This is a genomic window from Streptomyces sp. NPDC012510 (assembly GCF_042955065.1).
Lineage (GTDB): Bacteria > Actinomycetota > Actinomycetes > Streptomycetales > Streptomycetaceae > Streptomyces.
This window is the reverse complement of record NZ_JBIBEN010000006.1, coordinates 125,922-145,230: the sequence shown is the minus strand read 5'-3', so window position 1 is coordinate 145,230 and position 19,309 is coordinate 125,922. Positions and strand designations below refer to the sequence as shown.

Annotated in this window: 18 protein-coding genes and 1 riboswitch; of the genes, 9 read left to right on the top strand and 9 right to left on the bottom strand. The window is 70.2% G+C overall.

The window, feature by feature from the left end; translation table 11 throughout:
• Nucleotides 1-42 precede the first annotated feature (42 nt).
• The 3 genes from ACFY9I_RS13280 to ACFY9I_RS13270 all read left to right on the top strand — a co-directional run bounded on the left by ACFY9I_RS13280 (nt 43) and on the right by ACFY9I_RS13270 (nt 905).
• Nucleotides 43-336 (top strand): hypothetical protein, encoded by a 294-nt coding sequence (locus tag ACFY9I_RS13280; RefSeq protein WP_391000752.1) that lies wholly within the window; start codon nt 43-45, stop codon nt 334-336.
• Nucleotides 337-454: 118 nt separating this feature from the next.
• On the top strand, nt 455-616 hold the full coding sequence (locus tag ACFY9I_RS13275; RefSeq protein ID WP_391000751.1) for a hypothetical protein: 162 nt from the start codon (nt 455-457) through the stop codon (nt 614-616).
• Between the two features lie 31 nt (nt 617-647).
• Nucleotides 648-905, top strand: coding sequence for a hypothetical protein (locus ACFY9I_RS13270; protein ID WP_391000749.1), 258 nt, complete (start codon nt 648-650; stop codon nt 903-905).
• Here the strand turns inward: ACFY9I_RS13270 and ACFY9I_RS13265 are convergent.
• Nucleotides 886-1,263 carry a hypothetical protein gene (locus tag ACFY9I_RS13265; protein WP_391000747.1) on the bottom strand — a complete coding sequence of 126 codons (378 nt, stop codon included), beginning with the start codon at nt 1,261-1,263 and terminating at the stop codon, nt 886-888. The genes ACFY9I_RS13270 and ACFY9I_RS13265 overlap by 20 nt on opposite strands.
• Before the next feature lie 220 nt (nt 1,264-1,483).
• Between ACFY9I_RS13265 and ACFY9I_RS13260 the strand changes: the two genes are divergently transcribed.
• The 4 genes from ACFY9I_RS13260 (at nt 1,484) to ACFY9I_RS13245 (ending at nt 7,041) form a co-directional block, all read left to right on the top strand.
• Nucleotides 1,484-4,033: a hypothetical protein gene (locus ACFY9I_RS13260; RefSeq protein WP_391000746.1), complete on the top strand. Its 2,550-nt coding sequence runs from the start codon at nt 1,484-1,486 to the stop codon at nt 4,031-4,033.
• Nucleotides 4,034-4,051: 18 nt separating this feature from the next.
• Nucleotides 4,052-5,230, top strand: coding sequence for an amidase family protein (locus ACFY9I_RS13255; protein ID WP_391000739.1), 1,179 nt, complete (start codon nt 4,052-4,054; stop codon nt 5,228-5,230).
• Complete coding sequence (locus ACFY9I_RS13250) at nt 5,227-5,781, top strand: NUDIX domain-containing protein (RefSeq protein ID WP_391000737.1); 555 nt, start codon at nt 5,227-5,229, stop codon at nt 5,779-5,781. Before ACFY9I_RS13255 ends, ACFY9I_RS13250 begins: the two co-directional genes overlap by 4 nt.
• Before the next feature lie 663 nt (nt 5,782-6,444).
• Entirely contained in the window at nt 6,445-7,041 is a 597-nt protein-coding gene (locus tag ACFY9I_RS13245; RefSeq protein ID WP_391000735.1) for an NAD(P)H-dependent oxidoreductase, read from the top strand.
• A 6-nt stretch (nt 7,042-7,047) separates the two neighbouring features.
• On the opposite strand, the gene ACFY9I_RS13240 is transcribed toward ACFY9I_RS13245, so the two are convergent.
• The 4 genes from ACFY9I_RS13240 to ACFY9I_RS13225 all read right to left on the bottom strand — a co-directional run bounded on the left by ACFY9I_RS13240 (nt 7,048) and on the right by ACFY9I_RS13225 (nt 11,831).
• Nucleotides 7,048-8,034, bottom strand: coding sequence for an ABC transporter permease subunit (locus ACFY9I_RS13240; protein WP_391000732.1), 987 nt, complete (start codon nt 8,032-8,034; stop codon nt 7,048-7,050).
• Complete coding sequence (locus ACFY9I_RS13235) at nt 8,021-8,971, bottom strand: ATP-binding cassette domain-containing protein (protein WP_391000729.1); 951 nt, start codon at nt 8,969-8,971, stop codon at nt 8,021-8,023. Before ACFY9I_RS13235 ends, ACFY9I_RS13240 begins: the two co-directional genes overlap by 14 nt.
• A 70-nt stretch (nt 8,972-9,041) precedes the next feature.
• Nucleotides 9,042-10,430: an outer membrane lipoprotein carrier protein LolA gene (locus ACFY9I_RS13230; RefSeq protein ID WP_391000726.1), complete on the bottom strand. Its 1,389-nt coding sequence runs from the start codon at nt 10,428-10,430 to the stop codon at nt 9,042-9,044.
• Nucleotides 10,431-10,820: 390 nt separating this feature from the next.
• The gene (locus ACFY9I_RS13225) at nt 10,821-11,831 is read right to left on the bottom strand and encodes a polyprenyl synthetase family protein (protein WP_391000723.1); all 1,011 of its coding nucleotides are present in this window, start codon (nt 11,829-11,831) and stop codon (nt 10,821-10,823) included.
• Nucleotides 11,832-12,445: 614 nt separating this feature from the next.
• Nucleotides 12,446-12,648: riboswitch (cyclic di-AMP (ydaO/yuaA leader) on the top strand.
• A 4-nt stretch (nt 12,649-12,652) separates the two neighbouring features.
• Here ACFY9I_RS13225 and ACFY9I_RS13220 point away from each other — a divergent pair.
• On the top strand, nt 12,653-13,402 hold the full coding sequence (locus ACFY9I_RS13220) for a transglycosylase SLT domain-containing protein (protein WP_391000721.1): 750 nt from the start codon (nt 12,653-12,655) through the stop codon (nt 13,400-13,402).
• 66 nt (nt 13,403-13,468) lie between these two features.
• On the opposite strand, the gene ACFY9I_RS13215 is transcribed toward ACFY9I_RS13220, so the two are convergent.
• The 3 genes from ACFY9I_RS13215 to ACFY9I_RS13205 all read right to left on the bottom strand — a co-directional run bounded on the left by ACFY9I_RS13215 (nt 13,469) and on the right by ACFY9I_RS13205 (nt 17,124).
• The gene (locus ACFY9I_RS13215) at nt 13,469-14,275 is read right to left on the bottom strand and encodes a Cof-type HAD-IIB family hydrolase (protein WP_391000719.1); all 807 of its coding nucleotides are present in this window, start codon (nt 14,273-14,275) and stop codon (nt 13,469-13,471) included.
• A gap of 261 nt (nt 14,276-14,536) precedes the next feature.
• Nucleotides 14,537-15,739 carry an NAD(P)-binding domain-containing protein gene (locus ACFY9I_RS13210; RefSeq protein ID WP_391000716.1) on the bottom strand — a complete coding sequence of 401 codons (1,203 nt, stop codon included), beginning with the start codon at nt 15,737-15,739 and terminating at the stop codon, nt 14,537-14,539.
• Between the two features lie 110 nt (nt 15,740-15,849).
• Nucleotides 15,850-17,124: an ATP-grasp domain-containing protein gene (locus ACFY9I_RS13205; RefSeq protein ID WP_391000713.1), complete on the bottom strand. Its 1,275-nt coding sequence runs from the start codon at nt 17,122-17,124 to the stop codon at nt 15,850-15,852.
• A gap of 192 nt (nt 17,125-17,316) precedes the next feature.
• On the opposite strand from ACFY9I_RS13205, the gene fahA reads away from it, so the two are divergent.
• The gene (gene fahA, locus ACFY9I_RS13200) at nt 17,317-18,588 is read left to right on the top strand and encodes a fumarylacetoacetase (RefSeq protein WP_391000710.1); all 1,272 of its coding nucleotides are present in this window, start codon (nt 17,317-17,319) and stop codon (nt 18,586-18,588) included.
• A gap of 244 nt (nt 18,589-18,832) precedes the next feature.
• On the opposite strand, the gene ACFY9I_RS13195 is transcribed toward fahA, so the two are convergent.
• The gene (locus ACFY9I_RS13195; RefSeq protein WP_391000707.1) at nt 18,833-19,270 is read right to left on the bottom strand and encodes a DUF5959 family protein; all 438 of its coding nucleotides are present in this window, start codon (nt 19,268-19,270) and stop codon (nt 18,833-18,835) included.
• Nucleotides 19,271-19,309: the final 39 nt, after the last annotated feature.

The following is a 19,309-nucleotide window of genomic DNA, read 5'->3' as shown; positions in this document are numbered from 1 at the left end:
ACCGGCAAGGGCGACAAGGGTTCCGGCACGGCGGCCCCTTCCTTGGAGAAGCTCACCCTGCCCTCCGCGTACGACGGAGCCAGAGGTTGGGATCAGGAAGTCGACTGGGTTCCGGAGAGCACCGAGTCGCAGATGCCGGTGACGACCGACGGGGAGACGGTCGCGTACATCCTCCGGTCCGGTGACGGATACGCGGTCGAGGCGCGCGACAGCGCCACGGGCAAGGTGCGGTGGACGAGCGCTCGGTATCAGGTGCCGACAGCGATCCTCGACGAACCGAACCTGGGGTACTCCGAGGACAGCCCTGAGATTCCGCAGGTGACCGTCGTGCGGTAGGGGGGCCGCACCTATCTTGCCGCCTGGGCACATGGCACGCAGGAAGGGGATGCCCTGGCCAAGAGCCAGGAAGTGGTGCAGATCGACCTCTACGCGATGGACTCCTCCGGTTCATCCGTTGCCCCACTGCGACCTCAATTCCGTCGTCTTCGACGTCAAGTCGGGCACCGGGCTCTGCCTTGAGGGCGACGACACCCGGCGGAGCATCAAGATCCGCGCTCTCACGGACGACGGCTTCGCTTACGGCGAGACCGACGCCGAGAGCGGCGTCGACCCGTGATCAAGCTGAAGGTGAGCGACGGCACGCCGAGGTGTCGGCCGAGGAGACTCTGCTTCCGGCTGCGGTATTGAAGGACGCGGCGCTGTTCACCCTGCGGGAGAACGGGGCGGGTCTGCTGATCTCGGTACGGCGGAATGCCTTATGTCGCACCGCCGTTCGTCACAAAGACCTGGGCGTGGGAGCACTGCCCATGCGGCTGATCGAATACGGCCGGCGGGACATCGTCAGCAGTGCCACGCTGGTCGGCGTCATGGCTCGGCTGCAGGACGTCAGCCCTGCGGCGGGCTGAAGCGGTCGATATCGGCGAGAATGGACCGCTTCAACTCCAGCGCGGCGACGATTTCCTCGCGCGTGAACCGCTCCGGGTCCTTCGCGTACATTTCCCGTCCGCGCCGCGATGTGAACCGGTCCTCCGGGATACGGTCATCGCCTTCCGAGAGGAACTTGGCGACCTCCTCGAAGGCGGCGATCGCGTACGCCGTCTGCGGTCGGATCTCCCGGTGCTCCGCGAGCGGCGTGTTCAACAGGCGAAGCCCGGAATCGGTCGACGCCCGATCGCCGGCCCACATGAACTCGCCCGGGTCGATGATGCGCGACGGCTCGTCTCCGCCGAACGCAGGGGGGGCGGGCGGCAGTTCATCGGACATGTTGAACTCGAACGACCGCGTACGACCGCACTGGGGACATACGCCCTCGTACACCGCGACCAGTACTCCGTCCCGGTCCTCCAGGCGGTGTTCCCTCGCGAACTCCTCCGCGCCGCAGTCACAGGCGTGGAGGTCCATGTAGAGGTGCGCTTCCTGCATCGAACGAGCGATCAACATGACATGATCCTACGGACTCACATCGTCGGAGGGGGAGACGTCGATGAACCAGGACAACGATTCAAGGCGTCCTGAAGAGGTCGTCATCACAGCCACCGATGTTCTGGGCACCAGCTTCCAGGCCGACAGCGGCACGCGTGCTCCGGAACGCGTCCTTGCCGATGCCGAGGCCACACTACCCGTGGTGATCCAGGGCCTGTACGCCAACCGACTGCGCTCGCACGGGCTCACAGAAGAAGGAGACCGCCGCTTCTTCGCCCTCGGTGACGAGCGCGGCAAGTCGCTGACCATCCGGCTGGAGACCACGTCCCTGCCCGAGCGGACTGTGGCCCGGACCTTCGTCAACACCGCGTCCGACAACCATGTCGTCCAGATCTCGGACCGTATCGCGCCCGACCAGATCGGCCGGGCCCTGAGCCACGAGGTCAACGAACTCCTCTCCGTTCGAGAGCGCGCCGCCCGTGCCCAGGCACCGGCTGCCCAGGACCTGCTGGCCCGGGGCGCGACACTGCCCGCACGGCGTGAACTCTCCGACGAGGATCTGGGCCGGATCGGTGAGCTGAACTACCTCGCGGCCCGCATGAACAGCGGTGCTCTGTCCCCGGACCAGCGTGCGGAGGCTCGCGGAGAACTGTCCCAGCTGATCGACCACACGGGTCTGCGCCCCGTCTCACCCGCCGAGGACACCGCGTCCCGCGCGGTCGAGCAGTACGCCGCCAAGATCCGCGCCGACACGGTACGTCCGCATCTGACGACGGAAGCAGCCCGTGGCGTGCGTGAACTCGGGCGGCCCGTCGAACAGCTCGGCACGGCCGACGCCCAGGTCGTCCTGGACCACCGGGCACGCGCTGCCCAAGCCCGCACGACTCAGCCCCCGCTGGGCACGTCCCCCTCCTTCTCACTCCCGGGCCTGCGTCCCGACGGCACGCCCCTCACCCGTGAGGAACTCAGTGCCGCGCGGGACGAAGCCGCTCGGCAGCGCACCTCAGTCGGCCAGGAGACGCTGGACCAGCTCCGCGCGGAAGCAGCCACGCTGCCCGACGGGCGGTATCCGCAACGCCAGATCATGATCGGCGGCGGAGCCTCGCTCGCGGGCCGCGACCCCGACGTGCTGCTCGTCGACTCGCGCGGCCGGTGGCACGTGGATCCCATCAAGGGCATCGTCCAGTCCGCGGACCAGGTGCGCCATCTCAGGGAAGTGGGCTGGAATCCGTACCAGTTCGGCGACCCGAAGGACCGTGTCTCACTGTCCGCCCTGCAACTCTGGGAGGACACGGCGGCCGCACGGGGCCCGCTCGTCGACGGGCGGGCGACCTTGTCCTTGGGCGAGGGAGACCGCCTGCTCGCCGATATCACGCCCATGGACGGGTCACCCCCAGTGCGGGTGGAGGTGGTGGGCACACCGCTCGTGGCCACTGGGGTCCCGCCCGAGGTCGTTCCGGGAGTCGACCGGCAGGTACCGACCGTGGCGGAGGCCACCGAGGTGCTGAGCAGCCACCTCACCGAGTTGGGCACTCCCGAGGCGCTGGAGGCTCGTGACCGGCTTGCCTCGCTGCCGGCCGGAGAAGGCCGCGCGGCCGCGTCGCTGGAGGCGCTGACCGACCCACGGGTGGCGAACGCCCTGGAGACCGCGTCCGACCCCAGGGTCGTCGGTGCCCGGACGACTCTGGAAGCGACCGCCAAGTGGGAGCAGGCCAGTGCCGCCGCGCCAGGCCGGGTCCTGCTGGGTGACGAGGTGGGCGACGGGAACTACGACCCGACTGTCGCCAACAACTGGGTGATCGCCGGTATCGGCGGCGGTGCCATCGCCAACACGGAGATCATCCTGGAGGGTAATCCCAACGCCCGGGTGACCATGGTGGGAACCGCCGCGCCCTGGGTCCTCCACAACGACTCCCAGTACCTGGCGATGCGCCGACAGTACGACGCCGAACTCGGCGGCAACGGACGCCTGGTCACCGTGGCCAACCAACGGCTGGGCGCCGTCGAGACGGTCCGCACCCCTGAGGGTGAGGTCCGGCTCAAGGCCCTTCACGTCGAGGGTGACGCGTACGTCGCCTGCCTCGGCCGGGTGGCTCGGCTGCCGCAGGCTGCGGACACCCTGGACCAGTGGGCACGGCAACAGGGCGGCCAGATCAGGGGCGAACTGCTCTTCGACAAGAACGAGCAGTACCTCGGCTACCGGCTCCATTTCCAGGCCGAAGACCGTCGGCACACCGTCGACGTGACCGGTGCGGCCTCCCGCATGCTGCCCGGCAACGTCTTCAGCCGGGAAGACATGGCCAGACTGGCCGTCATCGACCGCAAGACGGCACCGGCGGAGAGCGGAAACGTGGCCGCCGGGTTCATGGCCTCCGCCCTTCAGGGAGCCAACCTGGCCAAGCACCGTGCGGAGCAGACATCTCAGGGTCCGTCCACCGGGACGCAGTCCGTCAATCCAATCGCCGGCTCGGCCCGCCTCCAGTCCATCCGCAGGTCGTCCACCCCGGGTCCCGCCTCTAGGCCGGCGCCCGGAACCGGCACCCCCGCCCAGCCTCCGCGCATCCCGCGCCCTCCGCAGCCGGGGAACGGTCCGGGCGCGCCCGGCCGCTGAGGATTCCGGTGACGTCCGGTGAAGGAGACAACCCGCACCGCCGCGGAAACCGCCGCAGCCGTCCGAGCCCGCGAGACGACAGCCGTCGACGAGGTAGCGGCAGCGTTGGAACGCATAGAACGGACCGACCCCGTCCTGTGTGCCTTCGCCGAGGTGTGGGAGACAGAGGCGCTGCGACGGGCCGCCGAGGTGGACGTTCGGGTCGGCGCCGGCGAGTCGCTGCCTCTGGCCGGCGTGCCGATCGGCGTGAAGGGCCGGTACGGGCTGCGCGGGGCGGGGGCGCTGATCGCCGCCGGGTGTGTGCCCGTGGGCGCCACAGCCGTGCCCGGGAGCGGAACCGCCTGGCAGACGTGGGGACTTGGACGGTTCGGCCGCACTGTCAATCCGTGGCGGGCCGACCGTACGCCAGGGGGTTCCTCGGCCGGCTCCGCGGCAGCCGTGGCGGCCGGCCTGGTGCCGCTGGCGACCGGCAGTGATGGCGCGGGGTCGGTGCGGATACCGGCGGCTTGGTGCGGGGTCGTCGGGCTCAAGGCGACGAACGGGCGTCTGCCTGCCATGCATCGTCGTTCCGGGCTGGTGGCGCCCGGCGTGCTGGCCCGGGACGCGACGGACGCAGAGGCCTACTGGCGGGTGGTGGCCGGGGACGAAGCCCACATGTCCGCAGGAGAACCCCTCACCGCAGTCTGGTCACCCGACCTCGGCTTCACCGACGTCGATCCCGACCTCCTCGCCGTCGCGTACGGCGCCACCCTGCGGCTGGTGGACGAGGGCGTCGTACGGCTGCTGCCCTTTCCGCTGCGTCTTGACGACCCCGGGACCGCCTGGCTCGCTCTCAGATCACCGGACTCCACGGCCGACGACCTTGCGGCGGCCCAGCGCGTTCGCGTCACGAATGACCGGCGGCTGGGTTCTCTCTTCCAGTATGCCGACCTGATCCTGACCCCCACCACCCCCAACGCCCCTCACGGCCACGACGGCCCCGGTGACCGCTACTCGACGGCTCTCACCTGGGCGTTCAACCTCAGTGGTCACCCGGCCATGAGCATCCCGGCCGGCTTCGACCCCGACGGCTGCCCGGTCGGCCTCCAACTAGTGGCCCGGCACGGCGGGGAGAACCTGCTGCTCCGCGTGGCACGCGCCGCCGAAGTCGCCCGGGCGCACCCCTATCCCGACCCAGAGCAGGAGACCCCCGCATGAGATGGACCGTTCACGGCGAACGCACGATCCACGACACCCCCTGGGTACGGCTGCGCTCGCTGGACGTCGAGCAACCCGACGGCACGCGCGGCGACTACCACGTAGTCCGGCTGCGGGACCTGGCCGTCACGGCGGCGGTCGACGACCGGCACCGGGTCCTGATGATGTGGCGCCACCGCTTCGTCACGGACACCTGGGCCTGGGAGCTGCCCATGGGCCTGGTCGAGGACGGGGAGCGGCCGGAGGAGGCGGCGGCACGGGAGCTGGAGGAGGAGACGGGGTGGCGGCCGGGGTCGCTCCGGGAACTGCTCTACGCGCAGCCTGCGGCCGGCATCACGGACACCCAGCACTTCCTCTTCCGCACGGACGACGCACGACGCATCGGCGAGCCCACGGAACGGAACGAGTCCGACCACCTGAAATGGATCCCCCTGAGCGACGTGCCCGCGCTGATCACCCGCCGGGAGATCGTCAGCAGCGCCACTCTGGTCGGTGTCATGGCCCTGCTGTTGGACACGGCAACGGAGCACCCGTGTCGGGTCGGTGACTGACTGTCATACCCCTGGGCCAGGGTGATCCATCGGTAGGCACTGTCGAAGGAGCCGAACAGGCAGAGGGCCCCGGACTGAGCGCACGCCCGGATCCGACGGAGGCGCCGCAGACAGCGGACGCCGAGGAGCCGTTGCGAGCTCCGATACCCACGGAAGCCCAGGGGTCGACCGACGCGCCGGCCTCAACCAGAGGTACCTGACGCTACGGAGGCCACGGAGGCACCTGCCCGTGTGGAGAGCACGGAGGTACCTGACCCCGCGCAGGCCAGGAAGTCCGGTCCGCCGACAGAGCCCATCGAGTCGTCGGCGCCCACCGCTTGGACGGAGCCCACGGAGTTGGCGGAGTCCACGGAAGCCGTGGAACCGGCAGACCCCACCGAGCCTGCGCCCCGACGGAGCCTGGGGAGCGGGTGGAACCGGCGGACCGCGCGGACCCATCTGCTGCTGCGGAGTCCGCGGACGTGCCCTTACCTCGACCACGGAGTGACACGAAGGTCGAGCCCGCGGCTGCCGAGGGCTGAGGGAGATCACCGCAGGCGCGGCGTCGTCCGCGAAGACCCCTCTGGAATTTCAATACATACACATATTGTCTACGCATGTAATCGGTCGTGCGCCGCACACCCGTGCGTCGCGTGCACGGACGGCACATACCCAGGGGGACCCATGACCCGACGTTTCCTGTTCGTTCTCGGTAGCAGTCGGCCGGACGGCAACACCGAGCTGTTGGCCCGCGCGGCCGCGGAGCACTTGCCGGACGATGTCGAGCAGGTGTGGATCGATCTGGCTCGGCATCCGGTGCCGGACTTCGAGGATCTGCGTCACGACAGTGACCATGTACGACCGGAAGGGGACAACAGGGCGTTGCTGCTGGATGCCACGCTCGCGGCCACGGACATCGTGATCGTGTCGCCGTTGTACTGGTATTCCGTCTCCGCCCACGTCAAGCGCTACCTCGACCACTGGTCGGGCTGGCTGCGCACCCCCGGTCTCGACTTCAAGAAGACGATGGCGGGCCACACTCTCTGGGGCGTCACCGCGCAGGCCCACTACGAAGAGGAGGTCACCGAGCCCCTCATCGGCACGCTCAACAACTCCGCCGCGTACCTGGGCATGCGCTTCGGCGGGGTCCTCATCGGCAACGGCAGCAAGCCCGGCGACGTACTCCGCGACACGGCAGCCCTGGTCAGGGCGAAAACGTTCTTCGCCGAGGAACCGCCGTACGCACGCTTCCCTCACGACACGGAGGACACCGCCGCGTGAGTCGCGTCAGGCGGTGATGTCCTTCGCCGTGAACCTCGCCCACGCCGCCGAGCCGAACACCGCCGCGTACACGGCCTGGAGGCCCAGGTTCTTCTGGAGGTCCTCCCAGTAGATCGGTTCGCGCATCAGGTCGGCGAAGGAGAGCCAGTAGTGGGAGAAGAAGTACGGGTGGAGGGCGTCGAGCTGGGGGATCTGGTCCAGGATCTGGACGGTGATGAGGAGCCCGACCGTCGTCGCCATCGCGGCGATGCCGCTGTTGGTGAGGGTCGAGATGAAGAGGCCCAGGGCCGCGATCCCGATCAGTGACGCGGCCACCGCCAGCGCGATCAGCAGCGCCCGCAGCAGCCCCTCGGCGAAGCTGATGCGTGTACCGGAGATCGTCGTCAGGTCGCCCAGAGGGAACAGCAGAGCTCCCACGGCCAGCGCGGAGGCCGCCACGACGAGTGTGGCGACCAGACAGAAGGTCATGGTGGTCGCGTACTTGGTGAGCAGCAGCCGGGTCCGGCCGGCGGGGGAGACCAGCAGATAGCGCAGGGTGCCCGCGTTCGCCTCGCCCGCGATGGCGTCTCCGGCGATCACACCGACGGCCATCGGCAGGAAGAAGGGAAGCGTCGCGGCCAGGGCCGTGAACACCAGGAACAGCCCGTTGTTGGTGATCTGGGCGATGAACGCGGGCCCGCCGCCACCGCCTCCGCCGCCACCGTCGGGTCCGCCGCCCATCGACGATCCGTCGCCCGTCTCGATCCTCACCGCGATCCCGACCAGGATCGGCACCGCCGCGAGCACGGCCAGCAGCGCGAGTGTCCGCCACCGGCGGAACGTGGTCAGCAGCTCGTTGCGGAACAGCCCGAACGTCCAGAGGAGGCTGGGCGTACGGGCGGCCGACGTGGCGCCTCCGGGCGCGGCCCCTGCCGAGGCCCCGGGCACCGCCTCCGCCCCGGAAGCCTCCGCCCCGGCCGCCTCCGCCCGGGACCCGTCGTCAACCCGCGACATCGAAACCCTCTCCCGTCAGCGCCACGAACGCGTCCTCCAGCGAGGCCCGTTCGAGGCCGAAGCCGCGGACGCGGACGCCCGCGGTGACCAGTGCGGCGTTCAGTTCGGCGAGATCGCGGTCGGGCGGCGGCGGTTCCGCCGTGACCCTGCCGTCCCCGTCCGCCACGACCACGTCCCCCACCCCCTGCTCCTTCAGCACCCGGGCCGCGTCCGCCGTGTCGGGTGTGGTGACGACAAGGCGGCCGCGCGCTCCGGCGGCCAGTTCGCCCACCGGGCCCTGGGTGATGAGCCGTCCCCGGGCCATGACGGCGGCATGCGTGCAGACCTGCTCGATCTCGTCGAGCAGGTGGGAGGAGAGGAAGACGGTGGTGCCGTCCGAGGCCAGCTCCCTCACCAGCGTCCGGATCTCGCGCATGCCCTGCGGGTCGAGCCCGTTGGTGGGCTCGTCGAGGACGAGGAGTCGGCGGGGTTGGAGGAGGGCCGCCGCGAGCCCCAGCCGCTGTTTCATGCCCAGCGAGTACGCCTTCGCCTTCTTGCCCGCGGCAGCCGTGAGCCCCACCCGGTCGAGCGCGGCCGCGACCCTCGTACGCCGGGTGCGCGGGTCGGCGGCCGGGTCGGCTGAGTCATAGCGGAGCAGGTTGTCGCGGCCGGAGAGGAACCCGTACAGGGCGGGTCCCTCGATGAGCGCGCCCACCTGCGGGAGCACGGTCCGGGTGGAGCGCGGCATGGGCCGGCCGAGAACCCGGGCGGTGCCCGAAGTCGGCTCGATCAGGCCCATCAGCATGCGGATGGTGGTGGTCTTGCCCGAGCCGTTCGGGCCGAGGAAGCCGAAGACGCTGCCACTGGGAACCGTGAGCTCCAAGTGGTCCACGGCCACCTGGCCGCCGCGGAAGGTCTTGGTCAGCCCCCGGGTGTGAATGGCCGCTTCGTCCGTCATGGCTCTCCTCGGATACGACCGGCGGGCCGGGACGGCGTGGTCGCCCTCCCGGCCCGCAGGCCAGGTGCTGCTACTTCGCCTCGTTGGCCGCCTTCACCAGCGCGTCCTTGGTGACGGCACCCGCGTACACCTTGCCGTCCTCGGTGAAGAGGACGTTGATCAGCCGGGTCTTGAAGACCGTACCGGATCCGAAGTCGCCCTTGACCTGGTCGCCGAGGGAGTTCAGGAAGCCGTCGACCCGGGCGTCGCCGGTCGAGTCGGAGCCGCCGGTGGGCATGCCGCCCTCGGAGCCGCTGTCGAACTCGGCGATGGTGCTCCAGCCCTTGCCGATGGTCTTCAGCCCGTCGAGCCCGCTGGCGAACTCCTCCTCCGAGCCCTCGGCGCCCTTGGGTCCCTTGGGTCCCTTGAGCCCCTTGCCGGACTCCTCGAACCTGGACTCACCGGACCCGGACTCGTGGTCGCCCGACCCCTCGACCTGGTCGGCCTCGGTGACCTTCGCGCCCTTCGGCGGGGTGAAGTCGAACGTCGACGCGCTCGGCTTGCCGAAGTCGACCTTCGTGAATCCCGCGTCCACGACGGCCGCGCCGCCGCTGGCCGGGGTGAGCGTGAACTTCAGCGGCAGCCCCGTCTTCGCGTCGACGGCGATCGAGATCGCCCCGACCGTCGAACCGGACTGCTTCGGCTTGATCACCAGCTTGTACGCGTCCCGCCCGGCGACCTGCGCGGTCCCGTCCACGGCCACGGACGTGGTGTCGTCGACGGCCTTCAGGGCCTCCTCGGCGAGCTTCTGCGGCGTGGCGGGAACGTCCTCGACGCCGCCGGGCGCGTCCTCGCGGGCGCCACCGCCCTTGTCCTCACCGCCCTTGCCCTCGCCGCCCTTGCCCTCACCGCCCTTGTCCTCACCCTGCGGGCCGGCGTCGGTCGCGTGGTACACCTCGTTCGAGGCGCTGTCGTACGCCCACAGGTCGTCGCCGTTGTGGATGACGCTGTACTCGGCCGCGTCGTCCAGCAGCGACAGCTTCTGCTTCTCGGGGCCGTCGGTGGCGACCCGCAACGTGTGGGTGCCGGTGGCGAGTTCGAGGAGCTTGGCGGAGGGGTCGGCGGTGGAACCGCCGTCGCCGCCGGACGGCGCCTGCGAGACCAGGCTGTCCGCCAGGCCACCCAGGTCGGGCAGGCCCAGGTCTGTGGTGATCTTCACCGTGCCGGACACCTGCTGAACGTCCGAAGCGGCGATCTTCTCGATGAGTTCCTGCGCGCTGATCTTCGGCAGATCGGGGTCACCGGAGCCGGCGAAGGCCGGGACGAGCCCGATGGTCGCCGCCGCCACGCCCAGCACGGTGACCGGGACGACGTACCGTGCGGCCTTGCGTCGCCGTGCCGAGCGCATCTCCTCGGCCTCGGCCGCGAGCGCGGCGGCGTCGCCGGTCCGGGCGCTGTCGTCGGTTTCGTACGGTGCCATGTGTGCCTTACCTCCGTCGTCGGCGGCGGCGTCTGCTCGGAGCCGCCATTCTCACCCGAATCGGTGAGGAGTGGTGATACCCATCTGACCAAATCGGCCGACGGGAATCGTCAGACTCCGGACTCAACTCCGTGTACTGCTACGGGATGACATGGCGAGGCGACACCTCCCCGAACCCGTAGGGGTCGTGACGCAGTCAGGGCTCACAAAGCGGGCTTGCAGAGGAGGCTTGCAAGGCGGGCTCACAGAGCGAGCTTGCAGAGGAGGCTTGCAAGGCGGGCTCACAGAGCGAGCTTGCAGAGGAGGCTTGCAAGGCGGGCTCACAGAGCGAGCTTGCAGAGGGGGCTTACGGCGCAGCCCCCAGGCGAGGGCCACCCCGACGCCGGGTGCCTAACCCGCCCGGTGGACCACCGCGTCGCACAGCTCCACCAGCGCCGCCTTCGCGTCGCACTCCGGCAGCGGCGCCAGTACCGCCCGCGCCTCCTCCGCGTAGCGGATCGTGTCGCGGCGGGCCTGCTCCAGCGCGGGGTGGACGCGGAGCCGGGCCAGCGCCTCGGCGTGGCGGGCGTCGTCGGTGAGGTCGGAGTCCAGCAGCTCGCAGAGGGCGATGTCGTCCGGCAGCCCCAGCCGCCCCGCCCGCTCGCGCAGCCGCAGCACCGGCATGGTCGGCACGCCCTCGCGCAGATCCGTGCCCGGCGTCTTGCCGGACTCGTGCGAGTCGGAGGCGATGTCGAGGACGTCGTCGGCGAGCTGGAAGGCGACACCGAGCCGCTCACCGTACTGGGTCAGCACGTCGACCACGGTCTCGTCGGCCCCCGCCATCAGCGCGCCGAGCCGCCCGGCGACCGCGACCAGCGATCCGGTCTTGCCTCCGAGGACGTCGAGGTAGTGCTCGATCGGGTCGCGTCCGTCGCGCGGTCCGGCGGTCTCCAGGATCTGTCCGGTGACCAGCCGCTCGAAGGCCTCGGCCTGGATGCGGACGGCGTCGGGGCCGAGGTCGGCGAGGACGTGCGAGGCGCGGGCGAAGAGGAAGTCACCGGTGAGGACGGCCAGCGAATTGTCCCAGCGGGCGTTCGCGCTCGGCACGCCCCGGCGCACCTCGGCCTCGTCCATCACGTCGTCGTGGTACAGCGTGGCCAGATGGGTCAGCTCGACCACCACCGCCGAGGGCACGACACCCGGCGCGTACGGGTCGCCGAACTGCGCCGCGAGCATCACCAGCAGGGGCCGGAACCGCTTGCCGCCCGCCCGCAGCAGGTGCTGGGCAGCCTCCTGGATGAAGGGGACCTCGCTCTTGGTGGCCTCGAGCAGACCCTCCTCGACGGCCACCATTCCGGCCTGGACATCGGCTTCGAGAGCCTGGTCCCGCGCGCTCAGCCCAAACGGCTCGACGACGGTCACGAGGGTTCTCCTGTCTGCTGACGTCTGCTGACGGTCACACGGTCGGTCTAGGTCGGTCTCACGGTCGATGACAAAGTTTGTCGATCTGTCGCTGCCATCACCCGAGTCAGCGTATCCGGTCACCTTTCGATCACCACGAGCGCCCACGGCTTCGCCCCGGGTGGTATGGGACCGCACGCTCCCTATTCTTGATCAACTGGTACGCGCCGATATCCACCGACGCGCGTACGGCGCCGGCGCGCGAGGCCCCGGGTGCCCGCCCGCGCTCCACAGACGCCTCGCTCCCCGCGGTCGACCGAGCCGTGCCCACGACGCTCGCCACCCGGTCCAAGTTGCCCGATTTGCCACTTAATCCGCACTTCGCCCCACTCCTCCCGTGAGTTGGGTCACCCGCCCCCTGCGTCACACTCTTACCCCACTCCGACCGCTTCTCCTTTGCGGTAGGCAAGTTGAGCCGAAAATTCACACCCCCAACCGGGGTCGAATCACAGCAAACTCAAGGTCAACTGGACCAAACCGCCAAACCAGGACTTGTTCCGATCGTGTGCTCTCGCATACGTTCACACCCCGTCCGGACGGACCGCCGAATCCTGCCGCCGCCCGGACTCCCCACCCATCACCACTCATCCACGCACGGCAGGAGCGGGGGACCCAGGCAAGCCGCCGGTCCGTCTTTCCCCATCGGACCGGCTCGGGGTGAAGCCGCACGGGTAGCCCGGCGGACGCCGCACGCACAGGCGGCCGCCGGACGACGCGCACGGCCGGGCATCTCCAGCCCGAACCCGACAGCTCACCTCGCAGGCGACGGAGAGGAATCCGCCATGCCCGCACGAGGCAAACACCGTCGTCCCAGAAACAACGCGCTGACCCGTGGCGTCATCGCCGCCGGAACGGGAGGGGCCGCACTCGCCCTCCCGCTCACGGTCGCCACGACCGCGAACGCCGCGGCCCCGACCCAGGCCGCCACCGCCCCCCAGTCCGCCCCGCAGTCGGCGCCGGCCGCCGCGGCCAAGTCCGTGACGCACACCGTGGTCTCCGGTGACACGCTCTCGTCGATCGCCCGCAAGCACGGTACGAGCGGCGGCTGGCAGCGGCTCTACAAGGACAACCGCGCCGCGGTCGGCGACGACCCCGGCCTGATCCGCCCCGGCCTGAAGCTGAAGGTGAAGTCGACGAAGTCGTCCACGGCCGCCAAGTCCTCGACGACGTCCAAGGCCTCCACGCCCATACAGGTGACGGTGAAGACGTACCCGAACAACCTCGACGGCTGGATCCGCGAGTCGCTGGACATCATGGAGCAAAAGGGAATTCCCGGGACGTACGACGGGATCTACCGCAACATCATGCGTGAGTCGTCGGGCAACCCGCAGGCCATCAACAACTGGGACTCCAACGCCGCCGCTGGCACCCCGTCGAAGGGCCTCCTCCAGGTCATCGACCCGACCTTCGCCGCGTACCACGTCTCCGGCACCCCGTACGACCCCTACGACCCGGTCGCGAACATCACGGCGGCGTGCAACTACGCCGCCGACCGGTACGGCTCGATCGACAACGTGTTCGGTCCTTACTGAGGCCACCGAGCCCTCGGGCTCCCCTCCTCGTTCCCCTGGGCCGGCGGGCCCAGGGGAACGCCGCGTTCAACGGAACAGCCGGTCCAGCACCACCGCGATCCCGTCGTCCTCGTTGGAGAGGGTCACCTCGTCGGCGACGGCCTTCAGTTCGGGGTGGGCGTTGGCCATGGCGACCCCGCGGGCGGCCCAGTCGAACATCGGGATGTCGTTGGGCATGTCACCGAAGGCGATGGTCTCGTCCGGGGTCAGCCCGAGGTGTTCGGCGGCCAGGGCGAGGCCCGTCGCCTTGGTGATGCCGCATGGCTGGAGTTCGACGGTGCCGGGCCCCGACATGGTGACCGTCGCCAGCGAACCCACCGCCGTACGCGCCGCCGAGGCCAAGTCGTCGTCCGACAGATACGGGTGGCGCAGCAGCACCTTGCTGATCGGCTCGCACCACAGGTCGTCCCGGCGCGGCACGCGTACGGCGGGCAGCGTGGGGTGCGGCATCAGGTAGCCGGGCTCGATCAGGGTGAGGCCGTCGACCCCGTCCTGGTCGACGGCCGCGTACACCTGTCCGACCTCGGCCTCGATCTTGCCGAGCGCGGTCTCGGCGAGTTCCCTGTCCAGGGTGACGGACCAGAGCAGCCGGTCCGCGCCGTGGTCGTACAACTGCGCGCCCTGTCCGCACACCGCGAGCCCCCTGCCGCCGAGGTCCTCCAGCAGCGGTCGTACTCTCGGCGCCGGCCGTCCCGTCACCACAAGGTGCTGAGCACCGGCCTCCGTGGCCCGCGCCAGCGCGGCGAGGGACCGGTCGGAGAGCGTGTCGTCACTGCGCAGGAGCGTTCCGTCCAGGTCAGTGGCGATGAGTGAATATGCGGTGGGAGCGGCCATGATCAGAGAATACGGATGCGGCGCCCCATCGGTTCGACGCGAACCGGACGACGTCCGGCATCCCGACGCCCCAGTGGGCCGTACGTCAACTCGCCTTCACAGAATGAAAGTTCAGCGGTCTGTTGACAGCCGACCCGGCCCCTCCGCCCGGCAAGGCCTCAGGGCCGACCTCGAAGGGGGCGAAGGCCCGGAAGGCGCCGAGGGCCCGGAAGGGTCGCGGGGGCTTCGCGACCGAGCCCCCGGCGCCCCGACGCCCCGGTCTCACCCGTGCGCCGAAGCCAGATGCCGAGCCAGCCGAGGCGACGCGAACTCGGTCCCGCACACGAACCGCATCACCGGCCCGTAGGACCCCGCCGCCGGCAACCCGGTGAAGTACAGCCCGGGTATCGACGACCGGAACCCGGCCCCGAGGACCGGCGTCCCCCGGCTCGTCCCCAGCTCCGTACGGAGTTCATGCCCCAGGAACCCCATCGCCCCCAGGTCAACCCGGTACCCGGTCGCCGCGATGACGTGGTCGCCCGCCAGCTCCTCCGTACGGCCGTCGTACCCGCGCAGCACCAGCCGGGGCCGTCCGTCGATGACCCCGGCCCGCACGACCCGCTCCACCTCGCGCACCTCGACCCGCTCCTCGAACCGCTCCCGCAGCCACCACGCGCCGAGCGGCCCCAGCACCCGCCGGACCAGATAGTGCCGGGTGGCGGCGGGGAGGTACCGGTAGGGGTGCGGGTAGTAGCTGAGCGCGTACAGCGACCAGGCCCGCCCGAACGGCGACTCCGGGCGCAGCCGTGGCTGCTGCCACGGGGGCGCGCCGAAGGCCACCGCGCCCCGGCCGCGCGCCACCAGACGCACCCGCGCGCCGGCCTCGGCCGCCAGCACCGCCGTCTCCAGGGCGGACTGCCCCGCGCCCACCACGACCAGTTCCCTGTCCTTGAACCGGCTGAGGTCATGGTGCTGGGAGCTGTGTGAGACGGGCCCCGTGGGGGTGGGGCCGTCGGCGGCCGCACCCCCCAGTTCGTGCGGCAGATGCGCCAGTCCGAACAGCCCGCTCGCCACGACGACGGCCCGCGCCGCGAACAACTCACCCGAGTCCAGCTTCAGTTCGAAGCCGCCGCCCTTGCTCCGGTCCACGGAGACCACCCGTACCCGTTCGAGTTCGGGCACGAGCCGCTGCTGGAACCACTCCCCGTAGGAGATGAACGTCTCGACGGGGATGATGTCCTCGTCCGTGACGAGCCGCCGGATGCCGACGGTGTCGCAGTAGTCGGCCAGGGTGTGGCCGCGTTGCGGGGCGTCGATGTTCGAGGCCACCGGGGTCGACTTCAGGAGCATTCCGGCGGGCATGCTGTCCCGCCAACTCACCATGGGTTCACCGAAGACACGGACCGGAATGCCATGCGCCCGCAGATGGGCGGCGGTGGACAGGCCGAACGGCCCGGCACCGATGACTGCTACCGGTTGAATCACGAAGTCCCTCCCCAGGACCGATGTGCCTACTTCGTGTCGTTCCTAGTCGTGCTTAGTCGTTCCTCGTCGCCCCGGGGGTGTTTCGCCCCCGTTCGTTCTGGTCGTCCCAGTCATTGCTCATGGGCGTTGCCGAGGCGGTTGGCCCGCCACCGCTGGTAGAGGTGCTTCGCGCCCGGTCGAACGAAGCGCGCGAGCATCGTGAGGAACGGCAGCGGGTCGTCACCCGCGAGCCACGCCAGCTCCGTACCGCTCGCGCGCGCCGGCGCGTGCGGCGTGGTGTACCCGCTGCGCCGGTAGGCGAGCAGGGCCGGCAGATCGATGTTCTCCACGATGTACCGCCGTCCGGCGAGCTGCTCCCCTTCCGGTACCGGACGCCCGGTGAGGTCGAGATGCATGGCGCGCACGACGTCGATACCGGCCTCGTTCTCGAAGAGGCGGAACTGCGCGCCCATCCGCGGGTTGAAGTCGAGCAGCTTGTACCGCCCGTCACGTCGGTCGAAGCGCAGATCGAGGTCGATGACGCCGGTGAACCCGATCTGTTTGATGAACCGTGCGGCGATGTCCGCGAGTTCGGGGTTGTCGACGACATAGGCGTTGGCCGTCATCCCCGCGTGCGGCGGCCATGACCGCACCTTCACGCCGGTGAACATGGCGAGCGGGGTCGAGTCCGCGTCGAAGTACGCGTGCACGATCCAGTCCTCGGCGTCCTCGCGGGGCAGGTACTCCTGAAGGATCACGCCGGGTCGTTCGCCCCACCCCCTGGCCAGCCGCAGCAGCCCTTCCCGGTCCGCGATCCGCGTGGTCCCGTTGACCGCGGGCTGCCGGCGCCGTACGAACGCCTCCCGGTTCTTGGCCACCACCGGGAACCGTGCCCGCTCGGCGAACCGCTCGATATCGTCGTACGACTGCGGGAACGAGCTGACGGGGCTGGGGATCCCGTGCTCCACGCACAACTCATGAAGGCCCTGCTTGCTGGCGAGCCGGCGAGGCAGCTTCCCTTCCACGCGGGGAAAGAGGAACCGGGTCGCCAACTGCTCCTGGTTCTCGGCGATGAGCACCGCGGCTTCCTCGTCGGTGGGGATGAGAACGGCGGGCCGCCCGATCCGCCGCCCGATGCGCAGCAGACCCTCCACCAACCACTCGGGCTCCTCCGTCCCGCTGGTGGGCCATACGAACGCCCGCCGCAGATAGCGCGAGACGGCGGCCGGTGTGTACCGGTCCTCCGTGATCGCGTACATCGGCACGCCGAGCCGTCCCAGACTGCGGATGGCTCCGACGCCGCCGTGGTGCAGCGGATAGTCGCCGAGCTTCACGACAAGCCCCGGAACGCCTCGGTCCGCCTGTACCGGCGCACCCCGAGCACCCCTGGCCACGGGTCCCCCCACGTGTCCCCCCTACCGGACCCGGACCCACCCCGTCCGCGTCCCCCAGAGGACGCTAAGCCGGAACCAACCCTTCCGACCCTCTCCTATCAGGACATTACGAACTCTTTAGGCACTCCCCGATCTCGTCACCGCCCCGTAACGTGTGCCGCGACCAGTGGAACGACGGAACGCACGAGAGCGAGGCACCACCCGATGCCCCCCTTCGATGTCCCCGAAGGCGAACCCTTCGATGTCCCCGAGGGCCACCCCTTCGATGTCCCCGAGGGCCACCCGTTCGGTCCGCACAACCTCCCCTACGGCGTCTTCTCCCCCGCCGGGCCCGACAACGCCCGCACGGTCGGTGTCCGCCTCGGCGACCACGTCCTGGACGCCGCCGCGGCCGCCCGAGCCCTCGGCTCCCCGTACGCCGCACTCCTCGCCCACCCCACCCTCAACCCCCTGCTGGCGGCGGGCCGTACGGCCTGGTCGGACCTGCGGCGGGCGCTGACGGCCTGGCTGACGGTCCCCTCCCACCGGGAGACGATCGCCCCGCACTTCCACACGCTGTCCTCCGTGACCCTCCACCTGCCCTTCGAGGTCGCGGACTACGTCGACTTCTACGCCTCCGAGAACCACGCCCGGAACGTGGGGAAGATCTTCCGTCCCGACTCTCCGGACCCGTTGACCCCCAACTGGAAGCATCTGCCCATCGGTTACCACGGCCGATCCGGCACCGTTGTCGTCTCCGGCACGGAGGTGGTACGGCCCTCCGGCCAGCGCAAGGGCCCGGCCGACCCCGCTCCCGTCTTCGGGCCGTCCGTGCGCCTGGACATCGAAGCGGAGGTCGGCTTCGTGGTGGGGGTGCCCTCGGAGCGGGGGCGCCCGGTGGGGCTCGGGGACTTCCGCGACCATGTGTTCGGGGTCTGCCTCCTCAACGACTGGTCCGCACGCGACCTCCAGGCCTGGGAGTACGTCCCCCTCGGCCCCTTCCTCGGCAAGTCGTTCGCCACGTCGGTCTCGGCGTGGATCACTCCGCTGGACGCCCTGGACGAGGCCAGGGTGGCACCGCCGGACCGCACCCACCCCCTGCTCCCCTACCTCGACGACTCAGGCCCCGAGGTCGACCCCGGCGGCTACGACCTCCACCTCAGCGTCGCGGTCAACGGGCAGGTGGTCTCCGAGCCGCCATTCGCCACGATGTACTGGACCGCCGCGCAGCAACTGGCCCACATGACCGTCAACGGGGCCTCCCTCCGCACCGGCGACCTCTACGGCTCCGGCACGGTCAGCGGGCCTTCCCCCAGCCAACGCGGCTCCCTCCTCGAACTCACCTGGAACGGCCGCGACCCCCTCGACCTCCCCACCGGCAAGCGCGCCTTCCTGGAAGACGACGACGAGGTGACCCTCACGGCCTGGGCCCCCGGACCGGGCGGAACAAAAGTGGGCCTGGGGGAGGTCACGGGCCGAGTGGTGGCTCGGGACTGAGGGGCCAGGTGGTGGCTCGGGACTGAAGGGCCAGGTGACGGCTCGGGACTGACGGGCGGGTGACGGCGGAGACCGGATGCCTGGGCCACCTCCACGAAGCCGGATCGGGGGCGTACCGGTGCGTCCGCCCGTCGCCTGGTGCCCGATCCTGGAGGCGCCCCCCCGCGGCGCCCGACACACCTGATGGATTCGACGCGGCCGAGACGGCCACAGCACCCACCGACGAGGAGGGAGGAGGAGAGGGTCAGCCCGGCGGGAAGGGCCGAGTCTCGCGGACCTGGGCGAGTCGGAGGCGTTGGGAGTCGACCCAGTCGTCCGGCAACCGCACCAGGACACGGACCGAGGTAAGGGACACGACCGGGTCGCGCACCGTGACCTCGACGGCGTTGAGGACGCCGTCCTGGGAGTGGTACGGGCCTACCGGTGTGATCCGGAACTCCGGATTGCGCCCGTCATCCATCCACACGACCGGTCGGCCCTCGGCGAGCGAATCCAGCGCTTGTGCCCAGTCCTCCAGGTCCTCAGGCAGCAGATACACCTCCGTGAGGTGGCCGTTCGCGAAATCGCTGGTCACCACGATCTCGACGTCGAGAAAGCCGTCCTGCGGCGGGCCCTCGGCAGCCGGTCCCACCAGGCGAACCACGACGCTGTTCTCATCGTCGGCAAGGCGTATGAGTTCCACCGAACCATCCTCGATCGTGGTGTTCCGTCCGCTCGCAGT

Coding starts and splice junctions, on each gene's coding strand:
- ACFY9I_RS13265 (WP_391000747.1), bottom strand. CDS start 1,263: ATGTCCGATGAACTGCCGCCCGCCCCCCCTGCGTTCGGCGGAGACGAG.
- ACFY9I_RS13260 (WP_391000746.1), top strand. CDS start 1,484: ATGAACCAGGACAACGATTCAAGGCGTCCTGAAGAGGTCGTCATCACA.
- ACFY9I_RS13250 (WP_391000737.1), top strand. CDS start 5,227: ATGAGATGGACCGTTCACGGCGAACGCACGATCCACGACACCCCCTGG.
- ACFY9I_RS13245 (WP_391000735.1), top strand. CDS start 6,445: ATGACCCGACGTTTCCTGTTCGTTCTCGGTAGCAGTCGGCCGGACGGC.
- ACFY9I_RS13240 (WP_391000732.1), bottom strand. CDS start 8,034: ATGTCGCGGGTTGACGACGGGTCCCGGGCGGAGGCGGCCGGGGCGGAG.
- ACFY9I_RS13235 (WP_391000729.1), bottom strand. CDS start 8,971: ATGACGGACGAAGCGGCCATTCACACCCGGGGGCTGACCAAGACCTTC.
- ACFY9I_RS13230 (WP_391000726.1), bottom strand. CDS start 10,430: ATGGCACCGTACGAAACCGACGACAGCGCCCGGACCGGCGACGCCGCC.
- ACFY9I_RS13220 (WP_391000721.1), top strand. CDS start 12,653: ATGCCCGCACGAGGCAAACACCGTCGTCCCAGAAACAACGCGCTGACC.
- ACFY9I_RS13215 (WP_391000719.1), bottom strand. CDS start 14,275: ATGGCCGCTCCCACCGCATATTCACTCATCGCCACTGACCTGGACGGA.
- fahA (WP_391000710.1), top strand. CDS start 17,317: ATGCCCCCCTTCGATGTCCCCGAAGGCGAACCCTTCGATGTCCCCGAG.